Here is a 25,327-nt window from a genome sequence, read left to right on the forward strand (position 1 = left end):
CTCTGAGGACCTGGTCATGAACGCACCGCAGCAAAGCCCTGAAATCGGTCGAGAGATTATCGCTGCCGGCTACCGCACCAACCTGCACGACAGCGGCGAAGGCTTCCCGCTAATGATGATCCACGGCTCCGGCCCCGGCGTCACCGCCTGGGCCAACTGGCGCCTGGTGATGCCCGAGCTGGCCAAGCGCCGCCGGGTGATCGCCCCGGACATGCTGGGCTTCGGCTACAGCGAACGCCCGGCCGATGGTCAGTACCACCAACAGCGCTGGGTCGAACACGCGCTTGGTGTGCTGGATGCCCTGGGCATCGAACAGGCCGATCTGGTCGGTAACTCCTTCGGTGGCGGCCTGGCCCTGGCCCTGGCCATCCGCCACCCCGAGCGCGTGCGCCGGCTGGTGCTGATGGGCAGCGCCGGGGTGAGCTTTCCGATCACCCCGGGCCTGGATGATGTGTGGGGCTATGAGCCGTCCTTCGCCACCATGCGCCGGCTGATGGACACCTTCGCCTACGACCGCAGCCTGGTCACCGACGAGTTGGCCGAGCTGCGTTACCAGGCCAGCATCCGCCCCGGTTTTCAGGAGTCGTTCGCGCAGATGTTCCCCGCCCCGCGCCAGCGCTGGGTCGACGGGCTGGCCAGCGACGAAGCGGACATCCGCGCCTTGCCCCACGAAACACTGGTGATCCATGGCCGCGAGGACCAAGTGATTCCGCTGGCGGCCTCGCTGACCCTGGCCGAATGGATCGCCTGCGCCCAGTTGCACGTATTCGGCCAGTGCGGCCACTGGACCCAGATCGAACACGCCGAGCGTTTCGCCCGCCTGGTCGAGAACTTCCTCGCCGAGGCCGACGCCCTCCATTGCTGAGAGAGACCAATATGGACAAGACATTGATCAACGAGCTCGGCGACGAGCTCTACCAGGCGATGGTCCAGCGCGAGACCGTCACGCCGCTGACCAGCCGTGGCTTCGACATCAGCGTCGATGACGCCTACCACATTTCCTTGCGTATGCTGGAACGGCGCTTGGCCGCCGGTGAGCGGGTGATTGGCAAGAAGATCGGCGTTACCAGCAAGGCCGTGCAGAACATGCTCGGCGTGCACCAACCGGACTTCGGCTACCTCACCGACGCGATGGTCTACAACAGCGGCGAAGCCATGCCGATCAGCGAGCGGCTGATCCAGCCACGCGCCGAGGGCGAGATCGCCTTCATCCTCAAGAATGATTTGATGGGTCCGGGCGTGACCAATGCCGACGTGCTGGCCGCCACCGAATGCGTGATCCCCTGCTTCGAAGTGGTCGATTCGCGCATCCAGGACTGGCAGATCAAGATCCAGGACACCGTGGCGGACAACGCCTCCTGCGGCCTGTTCGTGCTCGGTGACCAGGCCGTGTCGCCGCGCCAGGTCGATCTGGTCACCTGCGGCATGCTGGTGGAAAAGAACGGCCAGCTGCTCTCGACCGGTGCCGGCGCCGCGGCGCTCGGCTCGCCGGTCAACTGCGTGGCCTGGCTGGCCAACACCCTCGGCCGGTTCGGCATCGGCCTGAAGGCCGGCGAGGTGATCCTGTCCGGCTCGCTGGTTCCGCTGGAGCCGGTCAAGGCAGGCGATTTCATGCGCGTCGAGATCGGCGGCATCGGCAGCGCCAGCGTGCGCTTCATCTGATCGAGGACAGCCTGATGAGCAAGAAACTCAAAGTAGCGATCATCGGCCCGGGCAACATCGGTACGGATCTGATGATCAAGGTGATGCGCAACGCAGAGCATCTGGAAATGGGCGCGATGGTGGGCATCGACCCGGCCTCCGATGGCCTGGCCCGCGCCCAGCGCATGGGTGTGGCGACCACCCACGAAGGTGTCGAAGGATTGATCAACCTGCCCGAATTCGCCGACATCGATTTCGTCTTCGATGCCACCAGCGCCTCTGCCCACGTACGGAACGATGCCTTGCTGCGTCGTGCCAAACCCGGCATCCGCTTGATCGACCTGACCCCGGCGGCCATCGGCCCCTACTGCGTGCCAGTGGTGAATCTGGAAGAGCACCTCGCCAAGCTCAACGTCAACATGGTGACCTGCGGCGGCCAGGCCACCATCCCGATGGTGGCCGCGGTGTCGCGCGTGGCCAAGGTCCATTACGCCGAGATCGTCGCCTCCATCGCCAGCAAATCCGCCGGCCCCGGGACCCGCGCCAACATCGACGAGTTCACCGAGACTACCAGCAAGGCCATCGAAGTGATCGGCGGCGCCGCCAAGGGCAAGGCGATCATCATCATGAACCCGGCCGAGCCGCCGTTGATCATGCGTGACACGGTGTTCGTGCTGTCCGAGGCCGTCGACCAGGCACAGGTCGAGGCCAGCATCGAGGAGATGGCCAGCGCCGTGCAGGCCTACGTGCCGGGCTACCGCCTCAAGCAGAAGGTGCAGTTCGACATGATTCCCGCATCCGCGCCGCTGCATATCCCTGGGCTCGGCACATTCAGTGGCCTGAAAACCTCGATCTATCTCGAAGTCGAAGGTGCCGCCCACTACTTGCCGGCCTACGCCGGCAACCTCGACATCATGACCTCCGCCGCGCTGGCTACCGCCGAACGCATGGCGCAGTCGCTGCTGAACGCATGAGGACCGAGCCATGACCTTCAACCCCGGCAAGAAACTCTATATCTCCGACGTGACCCTGCGCGACGGCAGCCATGCGATCCGCCACCAGTATTCGATCCAGAACGTCCAGGACATCGCCCGCGCGCTGGACAAGGCCCGCGTCGACTCCATCGAGGTGACCCACGGCGATGGCCTGCAGGGTTCCAGCTTCAACTACGGTTTCGGTGCGCACAGCGACCTGGAGTGGATCGAGGCCGCCGCCGATGTGATCCAGCACGCCCGGATCACCGTGCTGCTGCTACCTGGCATCGGCACCGTGCATGACCTGAAAGCCGCCTATGACGCCGGCGCCCGCTCGGTGCGCGTGGCCACCCACTGCACCGAGGCGGATGTCTCGCGACAGCACATCGAGTATGCCCGTGAACTGGGCATGGACACCGTCGGCTTCCTGATGATGAGCCACATGATCCCTGCCGAACAGCTGGCGGCGCAGGGCAAGCTGATGGAAAGCTACGGCGCACAGTGCATCTACATGGCCGACTCCGGCGGCGCGATGAACATGAACGACATCCGCGACCGCATGCGCGCCTTCAAGGCGGCGCTGAACCCGGAAACCCAGACCGGCATGCACGCCCACCACAACCTCAGTCTCGGCGTGGCCAACTCCATCATCGCGGTGGAGGAGGGCTGCGATCGCATCGACGCCTCGCTGGCAGGCATGGGCGCCGGCGCCGGCAACGCGCCGCTGGAAGTATTCATCGCCGCGGCCGAGCGCATGGGCTGGAACCACGGCACCGACCTGTACGCACTGATGGACGCCGCCGACGATATCGTCCGGCCGTTGCAGGACCGTCCGGTGAGGGTCGATCGCGAAACCCTCGGCCTGGGTTATGCCGGGGTCTACTCCAGCTTCCTGCGCCACGCCGAGGTGGCAGCCGCGAAGTATGGACTGAAGACGCTCGACATCCTCGTAGAACTGGGCAGGCGCCGCATGGTCGGCGGCCAGGAAGACATGATCGTCGACGTCGCGCTCGACCTGCTGGCAACTCGCAAGGAGCAACATGCATGAACCGTACATTGACCCGCGAACAGGTGCTGGCCCTGGCCGAGCACGTGGAAAACGCCGAACTGCAGGCCCACGACATCCACAAGGTCACCAACGACTATCCGCAGATGACCTTCGCTGACGCCTACGACATCCAGTGGGAGATTCGCCGGCGCAAGGAAGCGCGCGGCAACCGGACCGTCGGCCTGAAGATGGGCCTGACCTCCTGGGCGAAGATGGCGCAGATGGGCGTGGAAACGCCCATCTATGGCTTCCTGGCCGACTACTTCAGCGTGCCGGACGGCGGCACCGTGGATTGCTCGAAGCTGATCCACCCGAAGATCGAGGCGGAAATCTCGGTGGTCACCAAGGCGCCGCTGACAGGCCCGGGCTGCCATATCGGCGACGTCATCGCGGCGGTCGACTACGTGATCCCGACCGTCGAGGTGATCGATTCGCGCTACGAGAACTTCAAGTTCGACCTGATTAGCGTGGTGGCGGACAACGCTTCCTCGACGCGCTTCATCACCGGCGGCCGCATGGCCAGCCTCGAGGAGGTCGACCTGCGCACCCTCGGCGTGGTGATGGAGAAGAACGGCGAGGTGGTGGAGCTCGGCGCCGGTGCCGCGGTGCTCGGTCATCCCCTGTCCAGCGTGGCGATGCTCGCCAACCTGCTGGCAGAGCGCGGCGAACACATACCGGCCGGCACCTTCATCATGACCGGTGGCATCACGGCTGCGGTATCGGTGGAGCCGGGCGACAACATCACCGTGCGCTATCAGGGGCTTGGCAGCGTCTCCGCGCGCTTCATCTGAGCCATTCGGCCGCCCTGCCCGGGCGGCCTTCTTATTCAGGAGGCACAACATGCCCATTGCCCAGATCCACATTCTTGAAGGCCGCAACGACGAGCAGAAGGAAACCCTCATCCGTGAGGTCAGCGAGGCCATATCGCGCTCCCTGGATGCGCCGCTGACCAGCGTGCGAGTGATTATCACGGAGATGGCCAAGGGCCACTTCGGTATCGGCGGCGAACTGGCCAGCAAGGTCAGACGCTGAAGTGGAGATGCCCAAGGGCACTTCGGGTCGAGGAACCAGACCTGCATTGGGACGCGGCCACAAAGAGCGCGGGCAAGTGACTGCCTGTTATTTTAAGCATGCCTGAAGCGAGGAAAAGTGCAGAGCGGCTGGTCCGTTTGTTACGCCGAGTTGCCTGTCTGGGTAGCGAGGTGGTTTCAAGGCCGCCCACTTGCGGTACGGAGAATTGTGGGCGGGAAATATGTGGCATATATATGCTTTCCAAAAAACAATAAAAAAGAGCGAGTCAAAAATGAAGCAATATCCGAACCTAACCCGTCTGCTGGTGTGTGTGAGCGCCAGTCTGCCGCTCAGTACCCTAGCCGCTGAAGGCGGTTTCATCGAAGACACCACGGCGACGCTGCAAGCGCGCAACTATTATTTCAGTCGGGATTTCTCGGACATTGAGGGCCCCAACCAGCAGTCCAAGGCCGAAGAGTGGGCGCAGGGCTTCATTCTCAGAGTGAATTCTGGCTACACCCAGGGCACAGTCGGTTTCGGCGTCGACCTGCTGTGAATGCTGGGCATTAAACTCGACAGTAGCCGCGAGAGGGTGAATACCGGCTTGCTACCCCTGGATAGCGGCGAGGCGGTCGATGACTTCAGCCGCCTTGGAGCGGCGCTAAAGGTGCGCCTGTCGCAGACCGAACTGAAGGCCGGGAGGTGATCTGGCAGATTGCGGCCCGCCGCAGTATGTACAAGAAGCTGAGTAAGCGCAGTGCGCTGTACAAAGCCAAGCGCAAGATCGAGAAATCCAAGGCCCAAGTGCGCGCCAAAGTCGAGCACCCGTTCCGGGTGATCAAGCGCCAATTCGGCTACGTGAAGACACGCTTCCGTGGCCTGGCGAAGAACACCGCGCAGTTGGTGACACTGTTCGCGCTGTCGAACCTGTGGATGGCGCGCCGACATTTGCTGACGAATGCAGGAGAGGTGCGTCTGTAATGCGGGAAATGGCCGGCGCGAGGTGCTCGCGCCGGCTATAAATCCGGAAAGAGGGGATGATTTGATCGTTTTTTAGCCGAATCACCGTTTTGAAATCGGCAAGGGCTGGAGTCAGCCAGAAATACCTGACTACTTCAGACCATCCCTAGGCTTTTCCGGGAGGTTCTTACTGACGGAGGAAAGACTTTGCAAACAGAGGAAAGGAATACCGCGGGTAGTGCTGAAGAAGCCAGGTCGAATCGCCTCGATAGTCACGCTCTTAGCAACGGCATCACTGCCTTTCTTTTCGGGGTGACGGGTCCCTTGGCTATCCTTATCATGGTGGGCCGTGATGGAGGTCTGAGCGATGTAGATCTCGCCTCCTGGATCTTCGGTGCCTACGGTCTCAGTGGGGTGCTGAGCCTGTACTTTTGCTGGCGATACCGGCAGCCGCTAGGGATGGCCTGGACGATCCCGGGCGCGCTGCTGCTGCCGTCGGCGCTCGACCACCTGAGCTTTGCGGAAGTCATTGGGGCCTACTGGGTAACTGCTCTACTCATCACATTACTCGGCTGGAGCGGGCTCATTAACTGTGTGATGCGCCGCATTCCAATACCCATCGTCATGGGCATGGTCGCCGGCGTTTTCCTGCCGCTGGGAGTTAAAGTTGTCACCGCGTTTACCAGTAACGCGCTGCTCGCCACCGTAAGCCTCGGAGTATTCATGCTCTTCTCCGTCTTGCCAGCGCTAGGGAGCCGACTGCCGCCGGTGCTGGCCGCGCTGCTCGCCGGTGGCGCGGTAGCTTGGACTACGGGCGGCATCGCGCCACTGGGCGTGGTGCCAACGCTCCTAGCGCGTCCTATTATGTACATGCCAGAGTTCTCGCTGCAGGCTCTGGTAGAGATGGTCATTCCGCTCATGATAACTGTGCTGGGCATTCAGAACGCACAGGGCTTTGCGGTACTGCAGCAGGTCGATCACCCACCGCCTGTGAAGGCCGTTACGGTGGGGTCCGGGCTGGGCTCGATGCTGTTCGCGGTGGTCGGTTCGGTGCCCGCCTGTCTTACCGGGCCGACCAACGCGATTCTCGTCTCCAGCGGCGCGCAGCATCGGCAGTGGATCGGCGGCATGGTCTTCGCTGTCTTAATGATTATTTTTGGCCTTTTTGCACCGGTCGCAACAGCCGTTGCGTTGGCGGTGCCGCTGGCCTTGATTGGGCTAATCGGCGGACTGGCCATGATCCGGGCGTTGCAGGGCGCTTTCCAAGGCGCCTTTTGCGGCGAGTGTCCGCTTGGTGCTCTGGTCGCCTTTGTGGTGTCGGTGGCCGGTGTACCAATTCTGAATATAGGCGCTCCGTTTTGGGGTCTCGTGTTCGCATTCATCGCGTCTTGGCTACTCGAGCGTGACAGCCTGCGTAGGGTAATGGTGCCTAAGGAAACTCTGAAAAAGACTTCCTGATTTTGTCAGAATATCCTGATGTCAACCGCCGAGTTGTCTGATGAGGCAGATGAGCCGGTTGCCGAAACGCGTTTCTTCAATTGCCACGCGGCGCCGGGGAACCTGATACGTCTTGGTGGTTTTCGTTCGGCGGTCTGCCGTCTAGCTAGGACGGCAAGCTTTCAAATATCAATGGTCATGTTAAGGGCGCCTCGTTGACCTCTACTACATACCTAAACCCGGAAACGCACATCGTTATCCTGAGGATCTCTTTGCGTCACATACCCCGAGGCAGGAGCCCTATGCGGTTATCCCGCACGTACGGATCTGAGCGGAGGGCGGCAGGTAACTGCCGTCCCTACCACGACCGATGAAACCCCGGTGCAAATGCTTGCGCCCGGCATGAAGAAGACGCAGCGGGTTTACGTGTGGCCTATGCTGCCAGCGCGTTCGCCGAGCTGCGCGCCATAGTCTATGACTTCAGTCCCAGCCGAGCCGGCGAGCATGCCCGTGCCTTCCTCGGTGACTGGAGAGGCCAGCTGGTCTGTGATGACTTCGCCGCCTACAAGTTCTGCTTCGAGCAGGGGAAGGCGTGACCAAAATCGGCTGTATGGCCCGCGGCCCACGCCCGGCGCGAGTTCTACAGCCTGCACGTGGCCAACCAGAGCCCGCTGGCCGGACAGGCCCTGCACCAATATCGGTCAGCTGTACGCCATCGAGCGCGAGGTGCGTGACTGCCGCCTGACGAGCGACGCGAATACGCCACGCACAGGCCAGACCTCTCGACGATACCCTGCACACCTGGATGCTCGCCCAGCGCGAGCGCATCCATGAAGGCACGGCCATCTCCAAGGCGCTTGACCACAGCCTCAAGCGCTGGACGGCCCTGGTGCGCTGTCTCGACAACGGCAGGGAGGTGATCGATGGTTTTTAAAAAAATCTGATGCTCTACCTGACGGCGGGGCTCAAGTCCGACAAGCAGCCAGTCAAAAGAGCGAGGACAGGCTAGACTCCCTTGAATCGATGCACTTCATCTTGTGTAGACTCAGGGTGTCGGAAGGCAGCTCGCCGAATGTGCTCCTGTATTTCTCGGCGAAACGTCCCAGATGTAAGAAGCCGTAGTCTAGGGCCACCTCAGTGATACTACGTATATTGGTAGTGGGATTGCTCAAGCAGGCACGGACGCACTCAAGCTTGCGGTTGCGAATGTAATTCATGGGCGTGGTGCCGGTATGCTTCTCGAACATGGTGTAGAGGGAGCGTGGGCTCATCAGCGCCAGCTCCGCTAACTGCTCAAGGCTGATACTCCGTTTGACATTTTCCTCAATGAACTGAACGACTCGCTCGAAACATGGGTTGCCTTCGACGAAGCCTTTGCGGCTGACATTGCTGCTGAGCGTCTCGAGCAGCTTGGTAGCGATGATCTTCGTGTAGTGCTCCGCCACCAAGGTCATCGACATGTTATGTTCCGCTTCGTCACAAACCAGTCCGATTAGATTGATGAAGCCATTAAGCTGCTGCAGGCTATGTCGGGGGGGGAAACGGATACCTCCACTCGGCTTCTGCCAATTGAGCTCATTGCATGCGCTATCAATGATAACCGAGGGCAATTTGACAATGAATTTCTCGCACTCCTCCGAATAAGTCAGCTCCGCGCGGTCATCCGGGTTGATCACCAATAGTTCGCCTGGCGCAAAATAGTGCTCCAAGCCATTGCCACGCCAAAGGCAATGACCCTTGAGCAATAGCTGCAGGTGGGGGCGCCTCAGAAAAGGGATTTTAAAGTACGCTAAGCATGGGCGGGGCTGACAGCACGCGTCTGTCAGATGAACTTATGATGCCAGCACTTTGTAGACCGTCGAGCGACCAATCTTCAGTCGTTTGGCAATTTCCATCGCACTGATACCCTGACCGTGGAGCGTGAATACCTCGGCTTTGTCCACCGTAGGTTTGCGGCCAAACTTCACGCCCTTGGCCTTTGCTTCCAAACGACCTTCGTTGGTCCGTTCCAGTATCCGCAGGCGTTCGGCCTGAGCCACGGCTGACAGGATGGTCACCACCATTTTGCCCATGGTTCCCTCTGTGCTGATGCCGTCATCCAAAAATCGGATGGCCACGCCCATGTCGTCGAACTCCTTAATGAGCTGGATCATGTCCGCGGTATCGCGACCGAGCCGGTCGAGTTTTTTTACCAGGACCACATCACCTTCTTCGACCTTGAGCCGGAGCATCCTTAGGCCTTCGCGGTTCACGTGACTGCCAGATACCTTGTCGGTAAAAATTCGGGTTGCTCTGACGTTTTCAGCCTTGAGCGCCTTTATCTGTACATCAAGGGACTGTTGACTGGTGGAGACGCGGGCATAACCAAAAAGTCGCATGGCAAAATGTCTCATAAGTCGATTTTTAGATCTTCCGTCTATGAAGTAGCGATAAACGAATTAATAGACGTCTTGGGAGGATCACTTTACCGTGTCCACAAACTTATGAGAAAGGAGACTGTATGCCACGTCGTTCGATTCTTTCCGTCGCCGAGCGGGAAAGCTTACTGGCGTTGCCAGACTCCAAAGATGACCTGATTCGTCACTACTCTTTCAGCGACGCCGATCTGACCCTCATTAGTCAACGGCGCGGGTCTGCGAATCGGCTGGGCTTCGCTGTACAACTCTGTTACATGCGCTATCCCGGCGTAACGCTTGCGGTGGATGAAGAACCATTCGCGCCATTGCTGCGTTTGGTGGCCACGCAGTTGAAGGTGCCGCCTGAAGCATGGGCGGATTATGGGCAACGCGCCGAGACGCGTCGCGAGCACCTATTGGAATTACAAGCGCTTTTTGACTTTAAGCCATTCACAACACGGCATTATCGTCCCTGTGTTCATAGCCTGGATGAATTGGCATGGCAGTCCGATAAAGGCTTCGTGTTAGCGACGGAATTGGTCAAAGGGTTACGACAAAAAAACATACTGCTTCCATCACTAAGCGTCATCGAGCGCATTTGTGCTGAGGCAATCACCCGTGCCAACCGGCGCATTTACGAAACCTTGTCCGAGCCTCTTTCGAATACACATCTCGGTTGCCTCGACGGCCTGCTCAAGCGCCGAGATAAAGGCCAGACCACCTGGTTGGCCTGGCTTCGCCAGTCGCCGGTTAAACCGAACTCGCGGCACATGCTTGAACATATCGAACGCCTAAAAGCATGGCAGGCTCTTGATCTGCCTGCAGGCATTGAGCGGCTGGTTCACCAAAACCGCCTGCTCAAAATCGCCCGTGAAGGTGGCCAAATGACACCCGCTGACTTGGCTAAGTTCGAGCCGCAGCGGCGCTACGCCACCCTTGTGGCGCTGGTCATCGAGGGTATGGCCACCGTCACCGACGAAATCATCGATCTGCACGATCGTATCTTGGGCAAGCTGTTTAACGCAGCCAAGAATAAACACCAGAAACAGTTCCAGGCATCCGGCAAAGCGATCAACGCCAAGGTGCGCCTTTATGGACGCATCGGCCAAGTCCTACTGGATGCCAAGCAAAACGGTGGAGATCCGTTTGCCGCCATCGAAGCTGTCATGTCCTGGGATGCTTTTGCCAAGAGCGTCACCGAAGCGCAAAAGCTCGCGCAGCCCGAAGACTTCGATTTCCTGCATCACATTGGTGATAGCTACACCACGCTGCGCCGCTATGCGCCGCAATTTCTCGACGTACTCAAACTGCGGGCTGCGCCCGCGGCCAAGGACGTGTTCGATGGTATTGAGGTGTTGCGCGCAATGAACATCAACAACGCCCGCAAGGTTCCCGTTGATGCCCCGACCAGCTTCATCAAGAAACGCTGGAAGAAACTGGTGATAACTGACGTCGGTATCGACCGACGCTATTACGAGTTGTGCGCGCTGTCGGAACTGAAGAACGCGCTACGTTCCGGCGATATCTGGGTGCAGGGATCGCGTCAATTCAAGGATTTTGAGGACTACCTGGTACCACCCGAAAAATTCGCCCGTCTCAAGCAGACCAGTGAATTACCACTGGCCGTGGCCACCGACTGCGACAAGTACCTGCATGACCGTCTGACTCTGCTGGAAGCGCAGCTTGCCATCGTCAACCGTATGGCGTTAGCCAACGATCTTCCGGATGCCATCATCACCGAGTCTGGCTTGAAGATCACTCCGCTGGATGCGGCAGTACCAGAGACCGCGCAAGCGCTGATTGACCAAACTGCGATGGCGCTGCCGCACATCAAGATCACCGAATTGTTGTTGGAGGTGGACGAGTGGACGGGGTTCACCCGGCACTTCGCGCACCTGAAATCGGGCGACGAAGCCAAAGACAAGTACCTACTGCTGTCCACCCTCTTGGCCGATGCGATCAATCTGGGCCTGACCAAGATGGCCGAGTCTTGCCCTGGCACTACCTACGCCAAACTGTCCTGGCTGCAAGCCTGGCATATCCGTGACGAAACCTATTCGACAGCACTGGCGGAGCTGGTAAACGCGCAGTTACGGCATCCCTTTGCCACGCATTGGGGAGATGGCACCACGTCCTCGTCAGACGGCCAGAATTTCAGGACGGGAAACAAAGCCGAGAGCACCGGTCACATCAACCCGAAATATGGCAGCAGCCCAGGGCGAACGTTCTACACACATATTTCCGACCAATACGCGCCATTTCATATCAAGGTAGTCAACGTGGGACTGCGCGACTCGACCTATGTGCTAGACGGCCTGCTGTATCACGAAGCCGACCTACGCATTGAGGAACACTACACCGACACAGCAGGTTTCACCGATCACGTCTTTGGTCTGATGCACCTGCTCGGCTTTCGCTTCGCACCGCGTATCCGTGACCTGGGCGACACCAAGCTGTTCATCCCCAAGGGCAATATGACTTATGACGGGCTTAAGTCGATGATTAGCAAAGACAAGCTGGATATCAAAGCCATTCGTACCCACTGGGATGAAATCCTGCGGCTAGCCACCTCGATCAAGCAGGGCACCGTAACAGCCTCGTTGATGCTCAGGAAACTCGGCAGCTATCCGCGTCAAAACGGCCTGGCCGTCGCCCTGCGCGAATTGGGGCGCATCGAGCGCACATTGTTTATTTTAGATTGGTTGCAAAGCGTTGAGCTGCGCCGCCGCGTGAATGCTGGGCTGAACAAGGGCGAAGCGCGCAATGCGCTGGCCAGAGCTGTGTTCTTTAATCGGTTGGGCGAAATCCGTGACCGCAGTTTCGAACAGCAACGCTACCGGGCCAGCGGTCTCAACCTGGTGACCGCTGCCATAGTGCTGTGGAACACCGTTTACCTCGAGCGGTCCGCCAACGCATTGCACGGACATGGTCACGCAGTCGATGAATCGCTATTGCAGTACCTGTCGCCGCTGGGGTGGGAGCACATCAACCTGACCGGTGATTACCTGTGGCGCCGCAACACCAAGGTTGGTGCGGGAAAATTCAGACCGTTACGACGACTGCAATTGGCTTAGCGTACTTTGAAATCCCTTTTCTGAGGCGACCCCAATGGGAGCACGTCTTGCCAGCATACGCCTTCGGCAGCCAGCGGCAGTGTTGGCAGAACGGGGGGCGCAAGAACTGCATCGATACCGATCCGGTATTTCGCAAAATGGAAGCCGACATGCACAACCTTGCGGTGAGTGTTGGCGAGGTCAATGCTGACCGAAGCAATTTTCGCTATGGCGTTTTACCCTCAACACCGATGCAATACGGCGCTTGCCCGACCAGAACAGATTTTCAGCAGCGCGTGACAGAGCCTCGCGACCAGGTGAAGGGCGCGGTAGCCCGAATCTACTTCTACATGCACGACCGTTACGGGCTATCGATGTCCAGAGCACAACAGCAGTTGCTGATGGCCTGGGATCGTCAATACCCGGTGAGCGCGTGGGAACAGGAGCGTGACCGGCGGATCGCCAGAGTAATGGGGCATAGCAACCCATTCGTAACAGGTGAAAGATCCTGGAATCTCGGTATGCGAGTGAAGGGAGCGGGCACAATGGCACAGGCCATTCGGAGCGAACCAGTTCAGCACCAGGTATCTGGTGGATACGCCTCCAGCTCGCTTTCGCCGGTGATTGGCAACCGCAATAGCAATGTTTACCACCTGCCAGTGGGCTGTCCGAGCTATGAAAAAGTCGGAACGCGCAACCGGGTAGAGTTTGCGAGCGCTGCGGACGCCGAAGCTGCGGGTTTCAAACGGGCCGGAAACTGCCGATAAGGGCCGTTCGGAGGGGATATGCGGTTTTGTAGCCTTCAGGGCCAGGTTAACCCTTCCTGAGCCTCCAGGGCGCTGTGCGGTCGTTACAGCCCGTGCTGACGGGAAGCGTGAGGTGAGGGAGCGAGTTTTGCGTGCCTGGCCGGGTGTATCGTGAAGATCTCCCGGCCGGCCTCGATGATCAATCAACGGTCTGATGCTGTTTCGTTTTTGCAGTGTGCTGGGCCGGTACCGGACCAGAATGGGCTGGCGTAGTGGCCAAGGTGTGAGTAATCACCGAGCCGCTTTTGTTCGCCAGGTTCTTTGCCAGAGACTCGCGGACAACTTCCATCGTGAGTATTCGCGAGGTGGCAATCGCAGCTTTGAGGGGCTGGCCAGCTGCAACCAGTACCTCAACCATGTCCAGGGCCGTATTCACGCCGGCTTCAATTCGTTTCTCAACGCCATCAATCATCATCTTCTCGATCTCCATTTCAGGCAGCTGGCGGAATGCAAGCGGCCTCAGCAGAGCGTACGTGGTTCACCAGCTATTTGGGTAGAGCATCAAAGCGCGAGGCTAAAGGACGCATCCTAATTATTAGGCTGCTACCGAATTTAACATAACAAAGATTATAAGAAGTCTAAGCTGTTGTTTATAAAGGGTAAGTCTACTGATCAACGACGCCTTTTACTGACTCTCGGTACGTCGATAGCACCTCAGGTGTCTCTGGCGCGCCGGGCTCCTGAGCAACTGGGTCCGCAGTGGATGAGGCTACGAAAAAGCGCCCCCCAGGGAGTGCCGGCAACCGTTGCTTTACGTCTGGTCGTTTTGCTGATCGCGAGTCTCTATCGAAGTTCTTGAGGCCAACGATCCTTGCAGCGGGTTGCCCATCGAGTACGAAGAATGGAAGGTTGGCATGCAGCATTGCGTCATACCGGCTGCGCTCGGAAAACCACAGCATGGCCCGCGGATGCGGAGCGATGGGCTTTGGCACATCCAGCATATCGGTTTCAGCCATATTCGCAATGCTGCGCAGATCGATCCACTGGGGGCTATTCACCACCGGCTCGCCGGTGGCCATAGATTTTTCATGGGCCTCGGCGAGCAGCACCTCACGGACGTGGCCAACAGTGACACGCTCTTTTCCTGAGGTGTGACCGGCCCAGGTGAATGTGATCTGTCTTGGGGCAGCATCAAAAACCTGGATTGCGCGCTTCAGCTGGTTGAGGGAGAAATTTTTCCCCAGGGCCTGGCGCATGATGTGGGAACGGCGGCTGACGGCAACGTTGCGAAACACTCGCTCAGCCTCGATCGCATCCACCAGCTCGCTCTTGCAGCGGTTCACCGCCCTGCCCTCATCGAGTATCGATCCGGAGAGGATAAAGTACCCCGGCAAACGCAGCACGGTACCTGGAGCCTGGCCGAGATCGCGCTCAAACTCGCGTAACGCCTCTACAGCGGCCTTGATCGCGTCAGTTCCTGTCAGTACCTGGACGTTAATTCGAGATGGCGTCCTCTGTTCAGTGAGGAGCGGGATGCGCCATATCATCCCGCCGACAACCAATGCGGGCCACTTCTCATTGAAAGCCTCAACGGTTTCGACCAAGCGCTCGTAAGCGGAGACAATTGCGTCAGTCATCTAGGATTCCTCATAATACCACCCCTTCACTACGGCTATACCGTATGCCCTCCTCCCCCTCCGCACCATGTTAACCAGGAGCGACGCCGAGGGTGCGAAAAGCGATCTCGCGATTGAAGGGGTGGTATTATCGAGTATCCCAAAATCCGCTCATAAAAAAACCCGTTCGAAACGGGCTTTTTTTTGCTACGTGTCAGCTCAACGAATTTGGACTGCCTCAAGGGACAACAGATCCTCAATGTGATCCGCAGCATCGGCCCGCAAACGGCTCTCCAACCTTTCTCGACTGATGTGTTCAGTTTCGCTCGGCTCAACGAGCAAGACTACATAGCCTTGATTCCGCAGCTGCTGAAGCAAAGCTGCCTGGTCGCTGGAAATGGGCATGAAAATATCTCCTGTGATCAGTGGGTGATTTTCAAAAGTCGAAGAATGCTCGAGGAGCACTACGCGGCAGCCACCTGTTTCTTCCTGAAAACCATCGGGGTATTTGGCTTGCGGCCGTCACGCCGGTCGACGAATTCTTTCATGATCTCCAACATCGTCGAGTTGACAGCAAGAACTCGCATGGCGCGGGTACACGCGACGTAGAGGAGGTTCATCTCATCAATCCATGGTTCCTTTTCGTTCTCTGGATTGAATGGATCGAAGGTGAAATCCTCAGCCAGTTGCACCACATCCCACTCCAAGCCCTTCGAACGATGCGCGGTGCTGAGGGTGATGGTGGCTTCAAGCTCATCAGTGACCGCATTGCGCCGCAGCTTGGCAAACAACTCCGGGAGATCCGCGCTGTACTGCTCGATGATCTTGATCGAGCGGTTCATCTCAGGGTCTTGGCTTTCATCGGCAATCTGCTTGTAGAGATCGTAATCAGGATATTCCTGGAGGAGTTTTTTCCCCTTCACTCGGTCACGCCACCCCTTCGATAGCGCATGTAGGTCTTCAAGATCCTGGAGGTTGTAACCCTCGATCCCACCAACCCAGTAGATCTTTGCACCAGTCTCTACATTGGCCAGCGCCGTCTCGATCACTCCAACCACCGTCCGGCACAGTACGGTGCGATGTTCAAGGTCAGCAGGTAGTGCCTTGGAAACACGAGTCTCGCCGCCAAGCCCAGCCAGTTGGCGGGATTCACCCTTGAACGCGAGAACCATGTTTGCGACGTGCGCAACGGCAGACCCGAACCGAAACGACTGAGTGAGGTAGTGGACTTCCGCTTTGTCGAGCCAGGTTGCATTGAGAGCATCTACGGCCCCCCTGAAGCGGTACAGCATCTGATGGCCATCACCACAAACGACTACGCCCATTCCGTATGCCGCCTGCTGCGCAAGCACACCAGCAATCACTGGATTGATGTCCTGTGCCTCGTCTCCAAGCGCAATATCGTAACGATCCCGCAGATTTGGTTTCGAGAGTGCCCAAAGCTTGAGATAGCCATCGTGAGTGATATTCGCAGCCTCGTTTTGGATGTCGCACATTTGCAACCAAAGCTGCCTGGCTCCCTCTACGATGCTGCCGGCGGCGCGCTTCATTCGCTCCGTTTTGAGCTTGTTGACGGGGCAGTGACATAGCTCGATGTCGTCATCCGCGCTGGCCAAATAATTGTTCAGCGTCTCTTGCACGCTGCGCACCAATTCCCAGTTCTGTGAGCCGATAATTCTTGCGATGTCGGTCAGGCGCAGGTTGCTCGTGAGCTTGTGTCTGTACTTCGATCCGATCGACGCATAAGCCAAGCCGTGGGCTGTTTTGCACGTCACGTTCGGCGGAAACTTTTGCTTGGCAGCAATCTCGACGCTTTTGTTGTAGCAGAGGTAGAGCAGACGGCATTGAGGCCGAGCCTTGGCATAGCCAACAAGCGTGGTGGTCTTCCCAGTTCCAGCAAAAGCCACAAGCTTGACGATACGGGCCAACGAGTTAATCGCAGGCCCCTGTTCGTGGGTGAAGTTCATCCCTTGGATCTCCGTTCTGATATGCCTCCATGGTTGCATAGCCACGCACAAACCCAAGCAGGGGCTGCTAGCTCTGCCATCTACAGGATTTGGGTATTCCTGGAGAGGTGGCAATGTCTTCTCACACCCGGAATCAGAGCAGCAACCATGACTTACGACGAGACCCTTGCTTCCTATCAGCGTCTTCTTGAAGCCAATCCAGGGAAAGCATTGCAAATCGGCGACGATTGCTACGCGGTGCTGATCAACGGAACTTTGAGCGGGACATACGCCACCCTGGATGGGGCTGTTGATCTTGGGACAATCTTCCACTTTGATCGAGAAGCTTGGGATGCCGAATGCGAGTGTTGGGACGGCGATGTTTCTGGCATGCAAACAGCATTTTGCGTAGCCACTCCCTCCCTTGTTGAACTTCCGCCACCACCCGCGGGGAATGGCACGCCCAACCAAGGGAAAAAAGAATGCTAGGGTTCGCCGCCAATCCGATGCCGAACAAAGCCAGGGGAATTCCGTTTGGGATTTACGGGACTGCTGGCAGGATGAATGCAGATCAAGGGAGCCGTAGCTTATGACAGCCATCCAACTTTTCCAGCAGCGCCAATCGGAGCCGGTATGCACCGATCTGATTCAGATGATTCGTGACGGCATGATTCGCCGGCTCAAGCGATTTGTTGTAGAACCTTACGATGACGGCATCACCTGGGGGATTCAGACAGTCGCCATAGCAACACCTGATGCTGATGACGGCGACCAGTTTCCGGTTGTGATTGTCGACCTCCACGAAGACGACCAGGCTGCAATGTCGTTTGCCCTGAGCGTCTTCGACGCGCTCAAAAATGCAGGCCGAGCATCAGGCGAGGATGTATGCCAATGGCGGCGAAGCCTCTTCACGCTTGTACCTAATTACTGAGCGCTGCGCGCCCCAGACCGGGCCAAGAAAAACCCGCCATTAAGGCGGGTTAATGAGATGGTCACCCCCAACACCCTGTGAGGGCTACGCTTTCACGGGGTGTTTTGTTTTCGGAGGCCATCATCATGAGCGAGTCAGCACTGATCGGTATCGATCTCGGCAAACATACTTTTCACCTGCACGGCCAGAACAAGTTGGGCCGTGAGGTATTTCGCAAAAAATGTTCACGAGCGCAGATGATGCAGTTTTTCGGCAACTCGCCGAGCTGTGTCGTGGTAATGGAAGCCTGTGCGGGGTCGCACTATATTGCTCGTCAGTTGGCGGCAATGGGGCACACGGCCAAGCTGATTTCCCCGCAGTTCGTTAAGCCCTTCGTCAAGGGCAACAAAAACGACTTTGTCGACGCTGAGGCAATCTGTGAAGCCGCTTCCCGCCCATCCATGCGCTTCGTCACGCCTAAAACCGAATCCCAGCAAACCCTGTCCGTGCTACATCGGATGCGCGAATCGCTGGTGCATGACCGCACCAAAACGGCTAATCAGATGCACGGTTTCTTGCTGGAGTTTGGGATCAGCCTGCCCAAAGGGTTGGCCATCATGAAGCGTTTGGCAAACGTCTTGACCGAGCATGAATTACCCGTTCGTCTGACGGTATTGTTGCAACGCCTGCACGACCACTTTGCCTACCTGGATGAGCAAATCAAGGTCTTGGACAAAGAGCTGGCGGGCCAACTGGCCGACGATGATCTGGGTAGTCGTTTGCTGAGCCTTCCATGTGTGGGCCCGATCACTGCCAGCCTGCTGGCTGTGGAGATGGGCGATGGCAAGCAGTACCGATGCAGTCGTGACTTTGCCGCCTCAGTGGGCTTGGTGCCAAGGCAGTACAGCACAGGCGGCAAGGCCAACCTGCTGGGGATTAGCAAGCGGGGTGACAAGCACCTGCGACAACTGCTGGTGCAGTGTTCCAGGGTCTATATGCAGAATCTGGAGCACCAAAAAGGAGCCTTGGCCGATTGGGTGCGCTCATTGCTAAGTCGGCGACACTCGAATGTCGTGGCCTGTGCCCTGGCTAACAAACTGGCGCGTATCGCTTGGGCGATAGCCGCCCACCATACTCAATATGAAGCAGGGCCAGACGCCTTGAACGCCTGACCCTGCGGTTGTTGCAGTACCACGATTCACCCTTCAGGTTTTGCGATAGCTGAACAACAGATGATGTGAACGGCACACCGGCCTGGCGAAGATCCTGACACAAAAATCGGCTGCAGAAGCCGACGGGTTTTTAAGGATCGCCAGGCGCGACTCTCATCGTGGCGCTGGGGCTTGCCCCAAACAGACGCCGGATAGATTTAAGCAAGCCAACCACACCACCCGTTAATCAGTATTGCAAAAATGGGGGGGACCATAGATTTTTGTGGAAGTGGCACCAAAAGGACGGCAAATGACGATTCGAATACCTAAGCGGAAAAAACCGGCACCGGCGACACTGCTCACAAAGGCACAAACGGTCGTCAGATGACGACGCAAGCTAATCTGGTTGCTCTCCTTCCTCTGCCGAAACAGCGAACAGCAGACCGGCTTCTTGTGCTTCAGCCAACTCACCCAAAGGCTTCGTGATCAGCCATTCGCTTTCTTCGGCAGGGTCATACTCAGGAAGCGGGGGAAGATCTTCAGGGTCAAGTTCCAGATTAAGCGGGAGCTGTGCGAGGTCACAGAAGGTGAACTTGATTGCGATCACCTTCCGCCCTTCCCTCCTCAACTCGTAGCTGACATCCAGATTGCTCTTAGTCTTCAGCTCCTCAACTGCCGGATCTATGACTCTCTGGCGAAGGTTGTTGAATCGTTGATAGGCATCCGACAAGCCAAGGGCGACCCGCAAGGCTTCAACCTCGATGTAGGCCCATCCAGTCTTCCGAAACTGCATCAGCATCTCGAATAGCCGGAACGAATGGCTTGAGTCCAGGCAGGCAACGCGCCGTAGATCATAGCTGGTCACTTTGCTGTACAGCATCGTGAGATAGGGCATGACATGGATGGTGAACGACAATTCAACGCGACCTTCACCATCCAGATATTTGGCCCGATCAACCCACCGCTTTCGCTCCATTCCAGACCCGTCAAAGGTCTTGATATCGCGCTCGTATAGCTCATCAGCTGCCACTTTCATCTGCTCATAGGCATGCCTGAGCTGGACGCCGTAGATATCCGAATAGTCCACGGCCGACACTGACACCTTTTTCGGCATGGGCCTTCTTGGATCGAGCTTGCTAATAGCCGCGAGGATCAATCGCTGCTCGTTGAGAGTCAGCCGGTACGATGCGGTAATCAGCGTATTGGATTTCGTGACCCGGAGCGGCTTAGGTTCCGGCTTGGTAGGTTTGGGTAAATTGGACATAACTGGCCCTACGATTAGTAACGAAACCCTACAGAGAGTTTCCCCTGTAGTCGATACCCAGGAATTTTTTAATCTCTCGACCCCAGTAACCACGGGCCCCGCAGATCACCGCCTGTTCACTTGGCTCGGCATCGCATGAATCTGTAGTCGATAGATAGCAGCCGTAATTTGTAGTCGATAGGCTTCCGTCCACCCCGTACAACAGCCGTAATCTGTAGTCGATGGTCCGCGGCACCTTCGATCCGCAGCCGTAATCTGTAGTCGATAGCAAAGAATTTGGTGGCACTGCTACGGGCAAAGGCCGTCCAGGCATAGCCGTAATCTGTAGTCGTATCGAGCAAATGGCTGCTATCGCAGCCGTAATCTGTAGTCGATAGGCTCAGGTGAGGACAGGAAAGACTATTTATTGGCGATTCCACGCAGGATTGGGGCAAAACATCGAGAAACGTCAAAGAAACGGCGAATAAACATAAATATCCTTTAAAAACAAGGAGTTACAGAGTTTTTGCCGTAGGCAAAGGCCAGTCTGGCAAATTCAAAGCACAAAATGGCTTGAAATCGAGCCATAAAAACTCAAAATCGTGCTATGTGCACAACCCAACAGCCGGAATCTGTAGTCGTTAGACGCAGCCCAGGGCCTTCATCTGGCCTGTGGATAACGGCCGGAATCTGTAGTCGTCACAGCCGGAATCTGTAGTCGCATCAGCCGTAATCCATAGTCGCAAAGCCGGAATCTGTAGTCGCAATGCCGTAATTTGTAGTCGATAGTCCTCTGGAGGCCCCGTGGCACAAGGGCTCCAGCCTTCTAAAAACAAGAGAACAACAAGAGAAAAACAATTAAAAGGCTTTTAAAACTGAAAAGCTGATTTTCTGAAGGTTGAGAAGCAAAGGCCAAAACCAAAGCCAAAAGCAGACTCAGAATCCGAGGGCCGTTTTTCCGACGACAATTCGGTTCGAAAGCAGCACACCCACCAGGTCGGCGAGGAGAAAATGATCCCAACCGAACACGACCTGGAGGAACCCAATGAATACTGCCGCTTTCGCGGGCGTCGCAGCTTATCTGCTCAGCATGACTGCTATAGCGCCGGAGCCGGTAAGCCTAGCTGTAGGCGTTACGACGATCGTAGACGTCCAGCAGCACTACACCATCATCGACAAGATTGGTACTTCCTACACCGGCGGGCCGGTACTTAACCTTTCAGAGTGGGAGGTCAACCTCGAGGGTGTCACTGACATTCAGCTGGCCTTCAACGCTGAAGGGGTCCTGGATGTCGCTACGGTAAAAGCTGACAAGCTCCACCTGGAGGAGGTGCTGAATGGCTTGAGGAGCCAGCTGCAAATCAGCACTGATGAATCCAGCCTTGGCTTTGAGAACGTGACTTTCTTGTCTGGCTCCACCGAGGTGGTTGTCGAATCGCATCCCCTGGACACCCAATTCACAGTCAATTACATCAGCGCCGACTTCAAACGCGCACGCACCCAAGCTCAAAAACAGTACGCCTAATTAATTCACAGAACAGCCCTCCTCTTTCCATACAAAAACCAGTTCGCTTCAAACCATAAAAAACAGCCATAAACCCGAACTGATCGGCAGGATACCTAGCCATCAGTTCGGGATAAGCAGCGGAAAAAAGGCCCGTACCATGATTTAGCCTTGAAAATATGGCGTTACGTATTATCATCCCCCTGTATTCAGCAAATGCAGGGATTGTCATGCAGCAGTCAAGCGAGCAGTTTGAAGAAGAAACGGTCAACTACACCGACTTCGACGCCCTCCTCTATCCTCCCCAGTTCGCGGCCGACTGCTTCGGCCTTACCACCCGTCGCCTCAAAGATATTGAAGACGAAAACGGCATCGAGATTCGCCGGGTTCCGCGAGGAACTGTCACCTCAAGGGCTTATACGCTTCGCGATATTTTTGACATCGCTGCGCTTCGCCGAGCGAAAGGCTACGCAAAGGGACTGCCTCGGCAGATTGTTATCTCAACGTTCGTGCAGAAAGGCGGTACCGGAAAGACGACAACCTCAGTCAACTTTGCTGTATTCCTTCAGCTTGCAGGTCTGCGGGTGCTTTGCGTTGATAACGATCCTCAGGGCGATTCGTCCAGCGTGTTTGGCTACGATCCAGATCTCGCACTATCAGATCTCGAGGCGATGGGAATACCAGCAGATCGCTATGTCGCCGGCCATTTTGGCAGCCTCCTGAGTCCCGATCTCCGGGTGAGATGCTTTGATCCGATGACTTTCGAGGAAGTCGTCAAGAAGCCATTCGGTGAGAACGGGCCACACCTGATTCCTGCCGATGCATATCTGGAAGACCTGGCCGTGGCACTCGATGCCGAAAACAATATGGACTTCTGGTATGCAGGGTGGCTTGAGCGGGCGCGTAGCGGAGAAATCCCAGGTGTCGATATCTCCTCCTATGATGTGATTCTGTTCGACAACGCGCCTACCGCCTCCAGGCTCACCAAGAACTCCATTGTTGCCAGCGACTTTGTGCTCTGCCCTGTACGGATGGATAAGTTTTCATTCAGGGCGCTGATGCGGCTAAACGACTGGATGGTTCGATTTGCGAAAGCATATCGCCGCTCTCCGGGAGTGCTCGCTATCCCTACGATGTTCATCCGCAACCGCAAACGCATCCTCAACAACCTGGTCGTCCTGAACGATCTTTTCCCTGGTCGGGTATCTGAAGAAAAACTCTATTACTCCGAGGATTACGGTAAAGCGCTTGATCAAGGCGTTCCCCTGCTGGTCTGGAAAGGTGCCTCTTCCAAGACTATTGACTCGATGCGCAGTGTTTTCGGTGAGGCGTTGAAACGAATACGCGATCTGGCCGCTCAGTGATTTGAGGTGGTGCTCGGAGCACCAGAGCCGTTAGATTTGAGTGGTGCTCGGAGCACCACTCAGCGAGTTCAGAAAATGGTGGTGCTCGGAGCACCACTTATAACTTGAGAATATGAGTGGTGCTCGGAGCACCACCACTAGGTTTCGGAGGAAGTATGGCCAAGTCGGAGGATTACCCAGGTCAAAAAAAGACCCCCCCTCTTTGGGTCACCGGGGTTCGCCCGCCAGCGGAAATTGCTGAGCCGAATCTCAGGGTTTCCGTTGCAGACATGCTCGCAGCGCAAAGGGCGGAACAGGAGGACAGCGCTCCAGTTCCAACCCCGGTTGCAGCTCCAACGCCAGGCCATAGCGATGAATCTCTTGCCGCAAGTGATAGCGGCGTCCTCGCTGAAGTAAGGGTCGAGTCGATTCGGGTATCTCCCTTTCAGCCTCGCCTGACCTTCAGCGAGGCTGCTATTGAGGATCTGGCGAACTCGATCGCCTCTGTTGGGCTGGTAAAGCCGTTGACGGTTCGTCCTATAGGGGAAGGAGCGTATGAGCTGATCGGCGGCGAGCGTCGTTGGCGTGCTCACAAGCTGCTGGGCAGAGAAACCGTCACCGCCTATGTTCGCTCCGTTACGGATGCAATGGCGAAAATCCTGGCCTTGACCGACAACGAGGGACAGGAAGCTCTAACCGAGTATGAGCGCGGTCGTTCCTATGCCGCGATTATGCGAGCTGGGGAAGAAAGTTCGATTCGTGCTCTGGCGCGCAGAGTAGGGGTCAACCATTCGATAGTTAGCAGATGCCTTCTCCTAATGGATCTGCCAGAGGAGGTTCGAGCGATACTCGACACGAATCCAGGGCTTATCGGTGGGAAATGGGCAAAAGACTTCATTGAATTCAGTCGTACCGAGCCGGCGCTGCTTCTGCAAGCAGTTACCTCTATGCGCGATCATCAATGGACGCAGGAACATGCTCTTCGGTGGTTAGCGAAGGAGGTTGCCTCGCGTGATCAGCAGAAAACGCCGAGCAAGTTCACCGACAAAGAGATCAGTGGGATAGGCAAGGTTCGTGTAGATGGGAAAAAGTTCGAGCTTCGATGCGAGAAAACTGTCGACGCGAAGCGGCTGGCTGAACAATTTGAGGCCTTTTTGAAGACCATAGATCGCTCCCTCATTGCAAGCGAATGATTATCAATTATATTGTAATGAATGATTTCAGACGCGAAACTGGTTAGAAAACGTGAACACGAAGGCGAAGTGCCATGACAGAATATGGTTTTTCAGACTTCGAGATAGGGATATATGGCAACCGCAGTCGCGCAACCAGAACTCAGAGTGGTGCAACCGCAGACACGATTCACCGCTCTCGCACAGCTGCCAAAGATTGAGCCTGAGCATTTGCTCGGCCTAAGCCGTATCGAGCTGTTTTCAGTGATTTCAGAGCACTGGCTGAAGTGTTCAGCCCCCGCGCGGATTCACATGTTGAGCAGCGAAGATCGGTTCATCCGCGGCGAGGCGCGGGCTCAAAACAAAGCATTAAGCGTCACGCAAATTTGCGCAGACCAAGCGCCAGGGGTTATCTATGAGCAATTCAACCAAACACCGTATCTCGCTGGCGTATGAGCACGAAGGTGAGGTGCGGCAGGCTTCAGCTGAGTTGAACCTAACGAAGGCGAGCATCATCTTCAGCGGGCTTCCGAGCATAAAATTCCAGGTTTCTCTAAGCGATCCTGAGCAAGTCATATTGCAGTTGCCCACAGACCGCAAAGGAAAAAAGCCAACGGTGTCTTGCGACATCTCCTCGATTCCTGAGCTGGAAGCGGCGATGGGGGAGGTGCGTAGGCAAGGCTGGCTAAGGCCGAAGGTGTCAGTGAGTGAGTGTGAGTGAACCGAGGCCGATGCCATGCTCTGAGGTCGAGGCGCTTGAAATCGATATCCAGGAAGCTCACAAGCGCACCCCTTTGCAGGAATCGCAATTGACCGCCCAGATCATTCGCTACTCTGGTTGCTTGAGTACGCACGGAGAGTAGGCCGAGAGCCGCAGGCCTAGCACAGAAGCTCCAAGGGAGGCTGTCCACGCGCTGTCCCAGGCTCCGGACAGGAAATGATCTACATAGATCTCCGCGATAACCTATGCTTCAACCACAGCCAGCTCACTTTCCTTCTGTAGGAAGGGATCGAGCTTACGGCGGTCAAAAAACTCAAAAAGCATCAAATTAATGAAACTTATCACGCCTTAAATGGTCAGTGATGGCCTAATGTTTGCTGTAGGCATGGCCCTAGCTTATGCTGTGCTATGAGACAACTTTTTTATAGGTGTTGCCGTTCTGCAACCAGTTTACG

Annotated in this window: 21 protein-coding genes and 5 pseudogenes; 19 read left to right on the plus strand and 7 right to left on the minus strand. The window is 56.8% G+C overall.

Annotated features, from left to right (window positions below; all coding sequences use genetic code 11):
- Positions 1–16 precede the first annotated feature (16 nt).
- The 10 genes and pseudogenes from AO268_RS26655 to AO268_RS33345 form a co-directional block, all read left to right on the plus strand.
- Complete coding sequence (locus AO268_RS26655; RefSeq protein ID WP_099170366.1) at positions 17–865, plus strand: alpha/beta fold hydrolase; 849 nt, start codon at positions 17–19, stop codon at positions 863–865.
- A gap of 11 nt (positions 866–876) precedes the next feature.
- On the plus strand, positions 877–1,662 hold the full coding sequence (gene dmpE / locus AO268_RS26660; protein ID WP_004574817.1) for a 2-oxopent-4-enoate hydratase: 786 nt from the start codon (positions 877–879) through the stop codon (positions 1,660–1,662).
- A gap of 14 nt (positions 1,663–1,676) precedes the next feature.
- Positions 1,677–2,615, plus strand: a complete 939-nt coding sequence (locus AO268_RS26665) for an acetaldehyde dehydrogenase (acetylating) (protein WP_004574816.1) — start codon at positions 1,677–1,679, stop codon at positions 2,613–2,615.
- A 10-nt stretch (positions 2,616–2,625) separates the two neighbouring features.
- Entirely contained in the window at positions 2,626–3,663 is a 1,038-nt protein-coding gene (gene dmpG, locus AO268_RS26670; protein WP_004574815.1) for a 4-hydroxy-2-oxovalerate aldolase, read from the plus strand.
- Positions 3,660–4,454 carry a 2-oxo-3-hexenedioate decarboxylase gene (dmpH, locus tag AO268_RS26675; RefSeq protein WP_004574814.1) on the plus strand — a complete coding sequence of 265 codons (795 nt, stop codon included), beginning with the start codon at positions 3,660–3,662 and terminating at the stop codon, positions 4,452–4,454. The genes dmpG and dmpH overlap by 4 nt, the downstream gene beginning before the upstream one ends.
- A gap of 49 nt (positions 4,455–4,503) precedes the next feature.
- The gene (locus AO268_RS26680) at positions 4,504–4,695 is read left to right on the plus strand and encodes a 2-hydroxymuconate tautomerase (protein ID WP_003454301.1); all 192 of its coding nucleotides are present in this window, start codon (positions 4,504–4,506) and stop codon (positions 4,693–4,695) included.
- 271 nt (positions 4,696–4,966) lie between these two features.
- Positions 4,967–5,374: pseudogene (locus AO268_RS26685) on the plus strand (OprD family outer membrane porin); the annotation flags it as partial.
- Positions 5,365–5,655: pseudogene (locus tag AO268_RS26690) on the plus strand (transposase); the annotation flags it as partial. The pseudogenes AO268_RS26685 and AO268_RS26690, both read left to right, overlap by 10 nt.
- 186 nt (positions 5,656–5,841) lie before the next feature.
- Entirely contained in the window at positions 5,842–7,092 is a 1,251-nt protein-coding gene (locus tag AO268_RS26700; protein ID WP_004574812.1) for a benzoate/H(+) symporter BenE family transporter, read from the plus strand.
- 348 nt (positions 7,093–7,440) lie between these two features.
- A pseudogene (locus AO268_RS33345) lies at positions 7,441–7,996 on the plus strand (IS66 family transposase); the annotation flags it as partial.
- Between the two features lie 61 nt (positions 7,997–8,057).
- On the opposite strand, the pseudogene AO268_RS26720 reads toward AO268_RS33345, so the two are convergent.
- Positions 8,058–8,828 (minus strand): annotated as a pseudogene (locus AO268_RS26720) (AraC family transcriptional regulator); the annotation flags it as partial.
- A gap of 75 nt (positions 8,829–8,903) precedes the next feature.
- Positions 8,904–9,464 carry a recombinase family protein gene (locus tag AO268_RS26725; protein WP_441344182.1) on the minus strand — a complete coding sequence of 187 codons (561 nt, stop codon included), beginning with the start codon at positions 9,462–9,464 and terminating at the stop codon, positions 8,904–8,906.
- A gap of 107 nt (positions 9,465–9,571) precedes the next feature.
- Here AO268_RS26725 and AO268_RS26730 point away from each other — a divergent pair, with 107 nt between their 5' ends.
- Both AO268_RS26730 and AO268_RS26735 read left to right on the plus strand, forming a co-directional pair.
- Entirely contained in the window at positions 9,572–12,541 is a 2,970-nt protein-coding gene (locus tag AO268_RS26730) for a Tn3 family transposase (RefSeq protein ID WP_011600773.1), read from the plus strand.
- A 23-nt stretch (positions 12,542–12,564) separates the two neighbouring features.
- Positions 12,565–13,287: pseudogene (locus tag AO268_RS26735) on the plus strand (endonuclease); the annotation flags it as partial.
- 178 nt (positions 13,288–13,465) lie between these two features.
- On the opposite strand, the gene AO268_RS26740 reads toward AO268_RS26735, so the two are convergent.
- The 4 genes from AO268_RS26740 to AO268_RS26755 form a co-directional block, all read right to left on the minus strand.
- Positions 13,466–13,756 carry a hypothetical protein gene (locus AO268_RS26740; protein ID WP_011077912.1) on the minus strand — a complete coding sequence of 97 codons (291 nt, stop codon included), beginning with the start codon at positions 13,754–13,756 and terminating at the stop codon, positions 13,466–13,468.
- A gap of 175 nt (positions 13,757–13,931) precedes the next feature.
- The gene (locus tag AO268_RS26745; protein WP_011077913.1) at positions 13,932–14,903 is read right to left on the minus strand and encodes a DNA replication terminus site-binding protein; all 972 of its coding nucleotides are present in this window, start codon (positions 14,901–14,903) and stop codon (positions 13,932–13,934) included.
- 198 nt (positions 14,904–15,101) lie between these two features.
- Positions 15,102–15,287, minus strand: coding sequence for a hypothetical protein (locus AO268_RS26750; protein ID WP_043094363.1), 186 nt, complete (start codon positions 15,285–15,287; stop codon positions 15,102–15,104).
- Between the two features lie 59 nt (positions 15,288–15,346).
- Positions 15,347–16,849: a 3'-5' exonuclease gene (locus tag AO268_RS26755; RefSeq protein WP_099170364.1), complete on the minus strand. Its 1,503-nt coding sequence runs from the start codon at positions 16,847–16,849 to the stop codon at positions 15,347–15,349.
- Between the two features lie 147 nt (positions 16,850–16,996).
- Here AO268_RS26755 and AO268_RS32505 point away from each other — a divergent pair, with 147 nt between their 5' ends.
- The 3 genes from AO268_RS32505 to AO268_RS26765 all read left to right on the plus strand — a co-directional run bounded on the left by AO268_RS32505 (position 16,997) and on the right by AO268_RS26765 (position 18,910).
- Entirely contained in the window at positions 16,997–17,317 is a 321-nt protein-coding gene (locus AO268_RS32505) for a hypothetical protein (protein ID WP_141562847.1), read from the plus strand.
- A 100-nt stretch (positions 17,318–17,417) separates the two neighbouring features.
- Positions 17,418–17,759: a hypothetical protein gene (locus tag AO268_RS26760; protein WP_016502326.1), complete on the plus strand. Its 342-nt coding sequence runs from the start codon at positions 17,418–17,420 to the stop codon at positions 17,757–17,759.
- Positions 17,760–17,884: 125 nt separating this feature from the next.
- Positions 17,885–18,910, plus strand: a complete 1,026-nt coding sequence (locus AO268_RS26765; protein ID WP_099170365.1) for an IS110 family transposase — start codon at positions 17,885–17,887, stop codon at positions 18,908–18,910.
- Between the two features lie 376 nt (positions 18,911–19,286).
- Here the strand turns inward: AO268_RS26765 and AO268_RS26770 are convergent, their stop codons facing one another.
- Entirely contained in the window at positions 19,287–20,153 is an 867-nt protein-coding gene (locus AO268_RS26770) for a replication initiation protein (protein WP_011154372.1), read from the minus strand.
- 1,024 nt (positions 20,154–21,177) lie between these two features.
- Between AO268_RS26770 and AO268_RS26775 the strand changes: the two genes are divergently transcribed.
- The 4 genes from AO268_RS26775 to AO268_RS26795 all read left to right on the plus strand — a co-directional run bounded on the left by AO268_RS26775 (position 21,178) and on the right by AO268_RS26795 (position 24,872).
- Positions 21,178–21,657, plus strand: coding sequence for a hypothetical protein (locus AO268_RS26775; RefSeq protein WP_011600724.1), 480 nt, complete (start codon positions 21,178–21,180; stop codon positions 21,655–21,657).
- Between the two features lie 209 nt (positions 21,658–21,866).
- The gene (locus AO268_RS26780) at positions 21,867–23,000 is read left to right on the plus strand and encodes a ParA family protein (protein ID WP_011600725.1); all 1,134 of its coding nucleotides are present in this window, start codon (positions 21,867–21,869) and stop codon (positions 22,998–23,000) included.
- A 155-nt stretch (positions 23,001–23,155) separates the two neighbouring features.
- Positions 23,156–24,172 carry a ParB/RepB/Spo0J family partition protein gene (locus AO268_RS26785; RefSeq protein ID WP_011600726.1) on the plus strand — a complete coding sequence of 339 codons (1,017 nt, stop codon included), beginning with the start codon at positions 23,156–23,158 and terminating at the stop codon, positions 24,170–24,172.
- 394 nt (positions 24,173–24,566) lie between these two features.
- Positions 24,567–24,872, plus strand: coding sequence for a hypothetical protein (locus AO268_RS26795; RefSeq protein WP_011600727.1), 306 nt, complete (start codon positions 24,567–24,569; stop codon positions 24,870–24,872).
- The last annotated feature ends 455 nt before the right edge of the window (positions 24,873–25,327 follow it).

The organism is Pseudomonas sp. ICMP 8385 (assembly GCF_002699915.1).
Classification (GTDB): domain Bacteria; phylum Pseudomonadota; class Gammaproteobacteria; order Pseudomonadales; family Pseudomonadaceae; genus Aquipseudomonas; species Aquipseudomonas gessardii.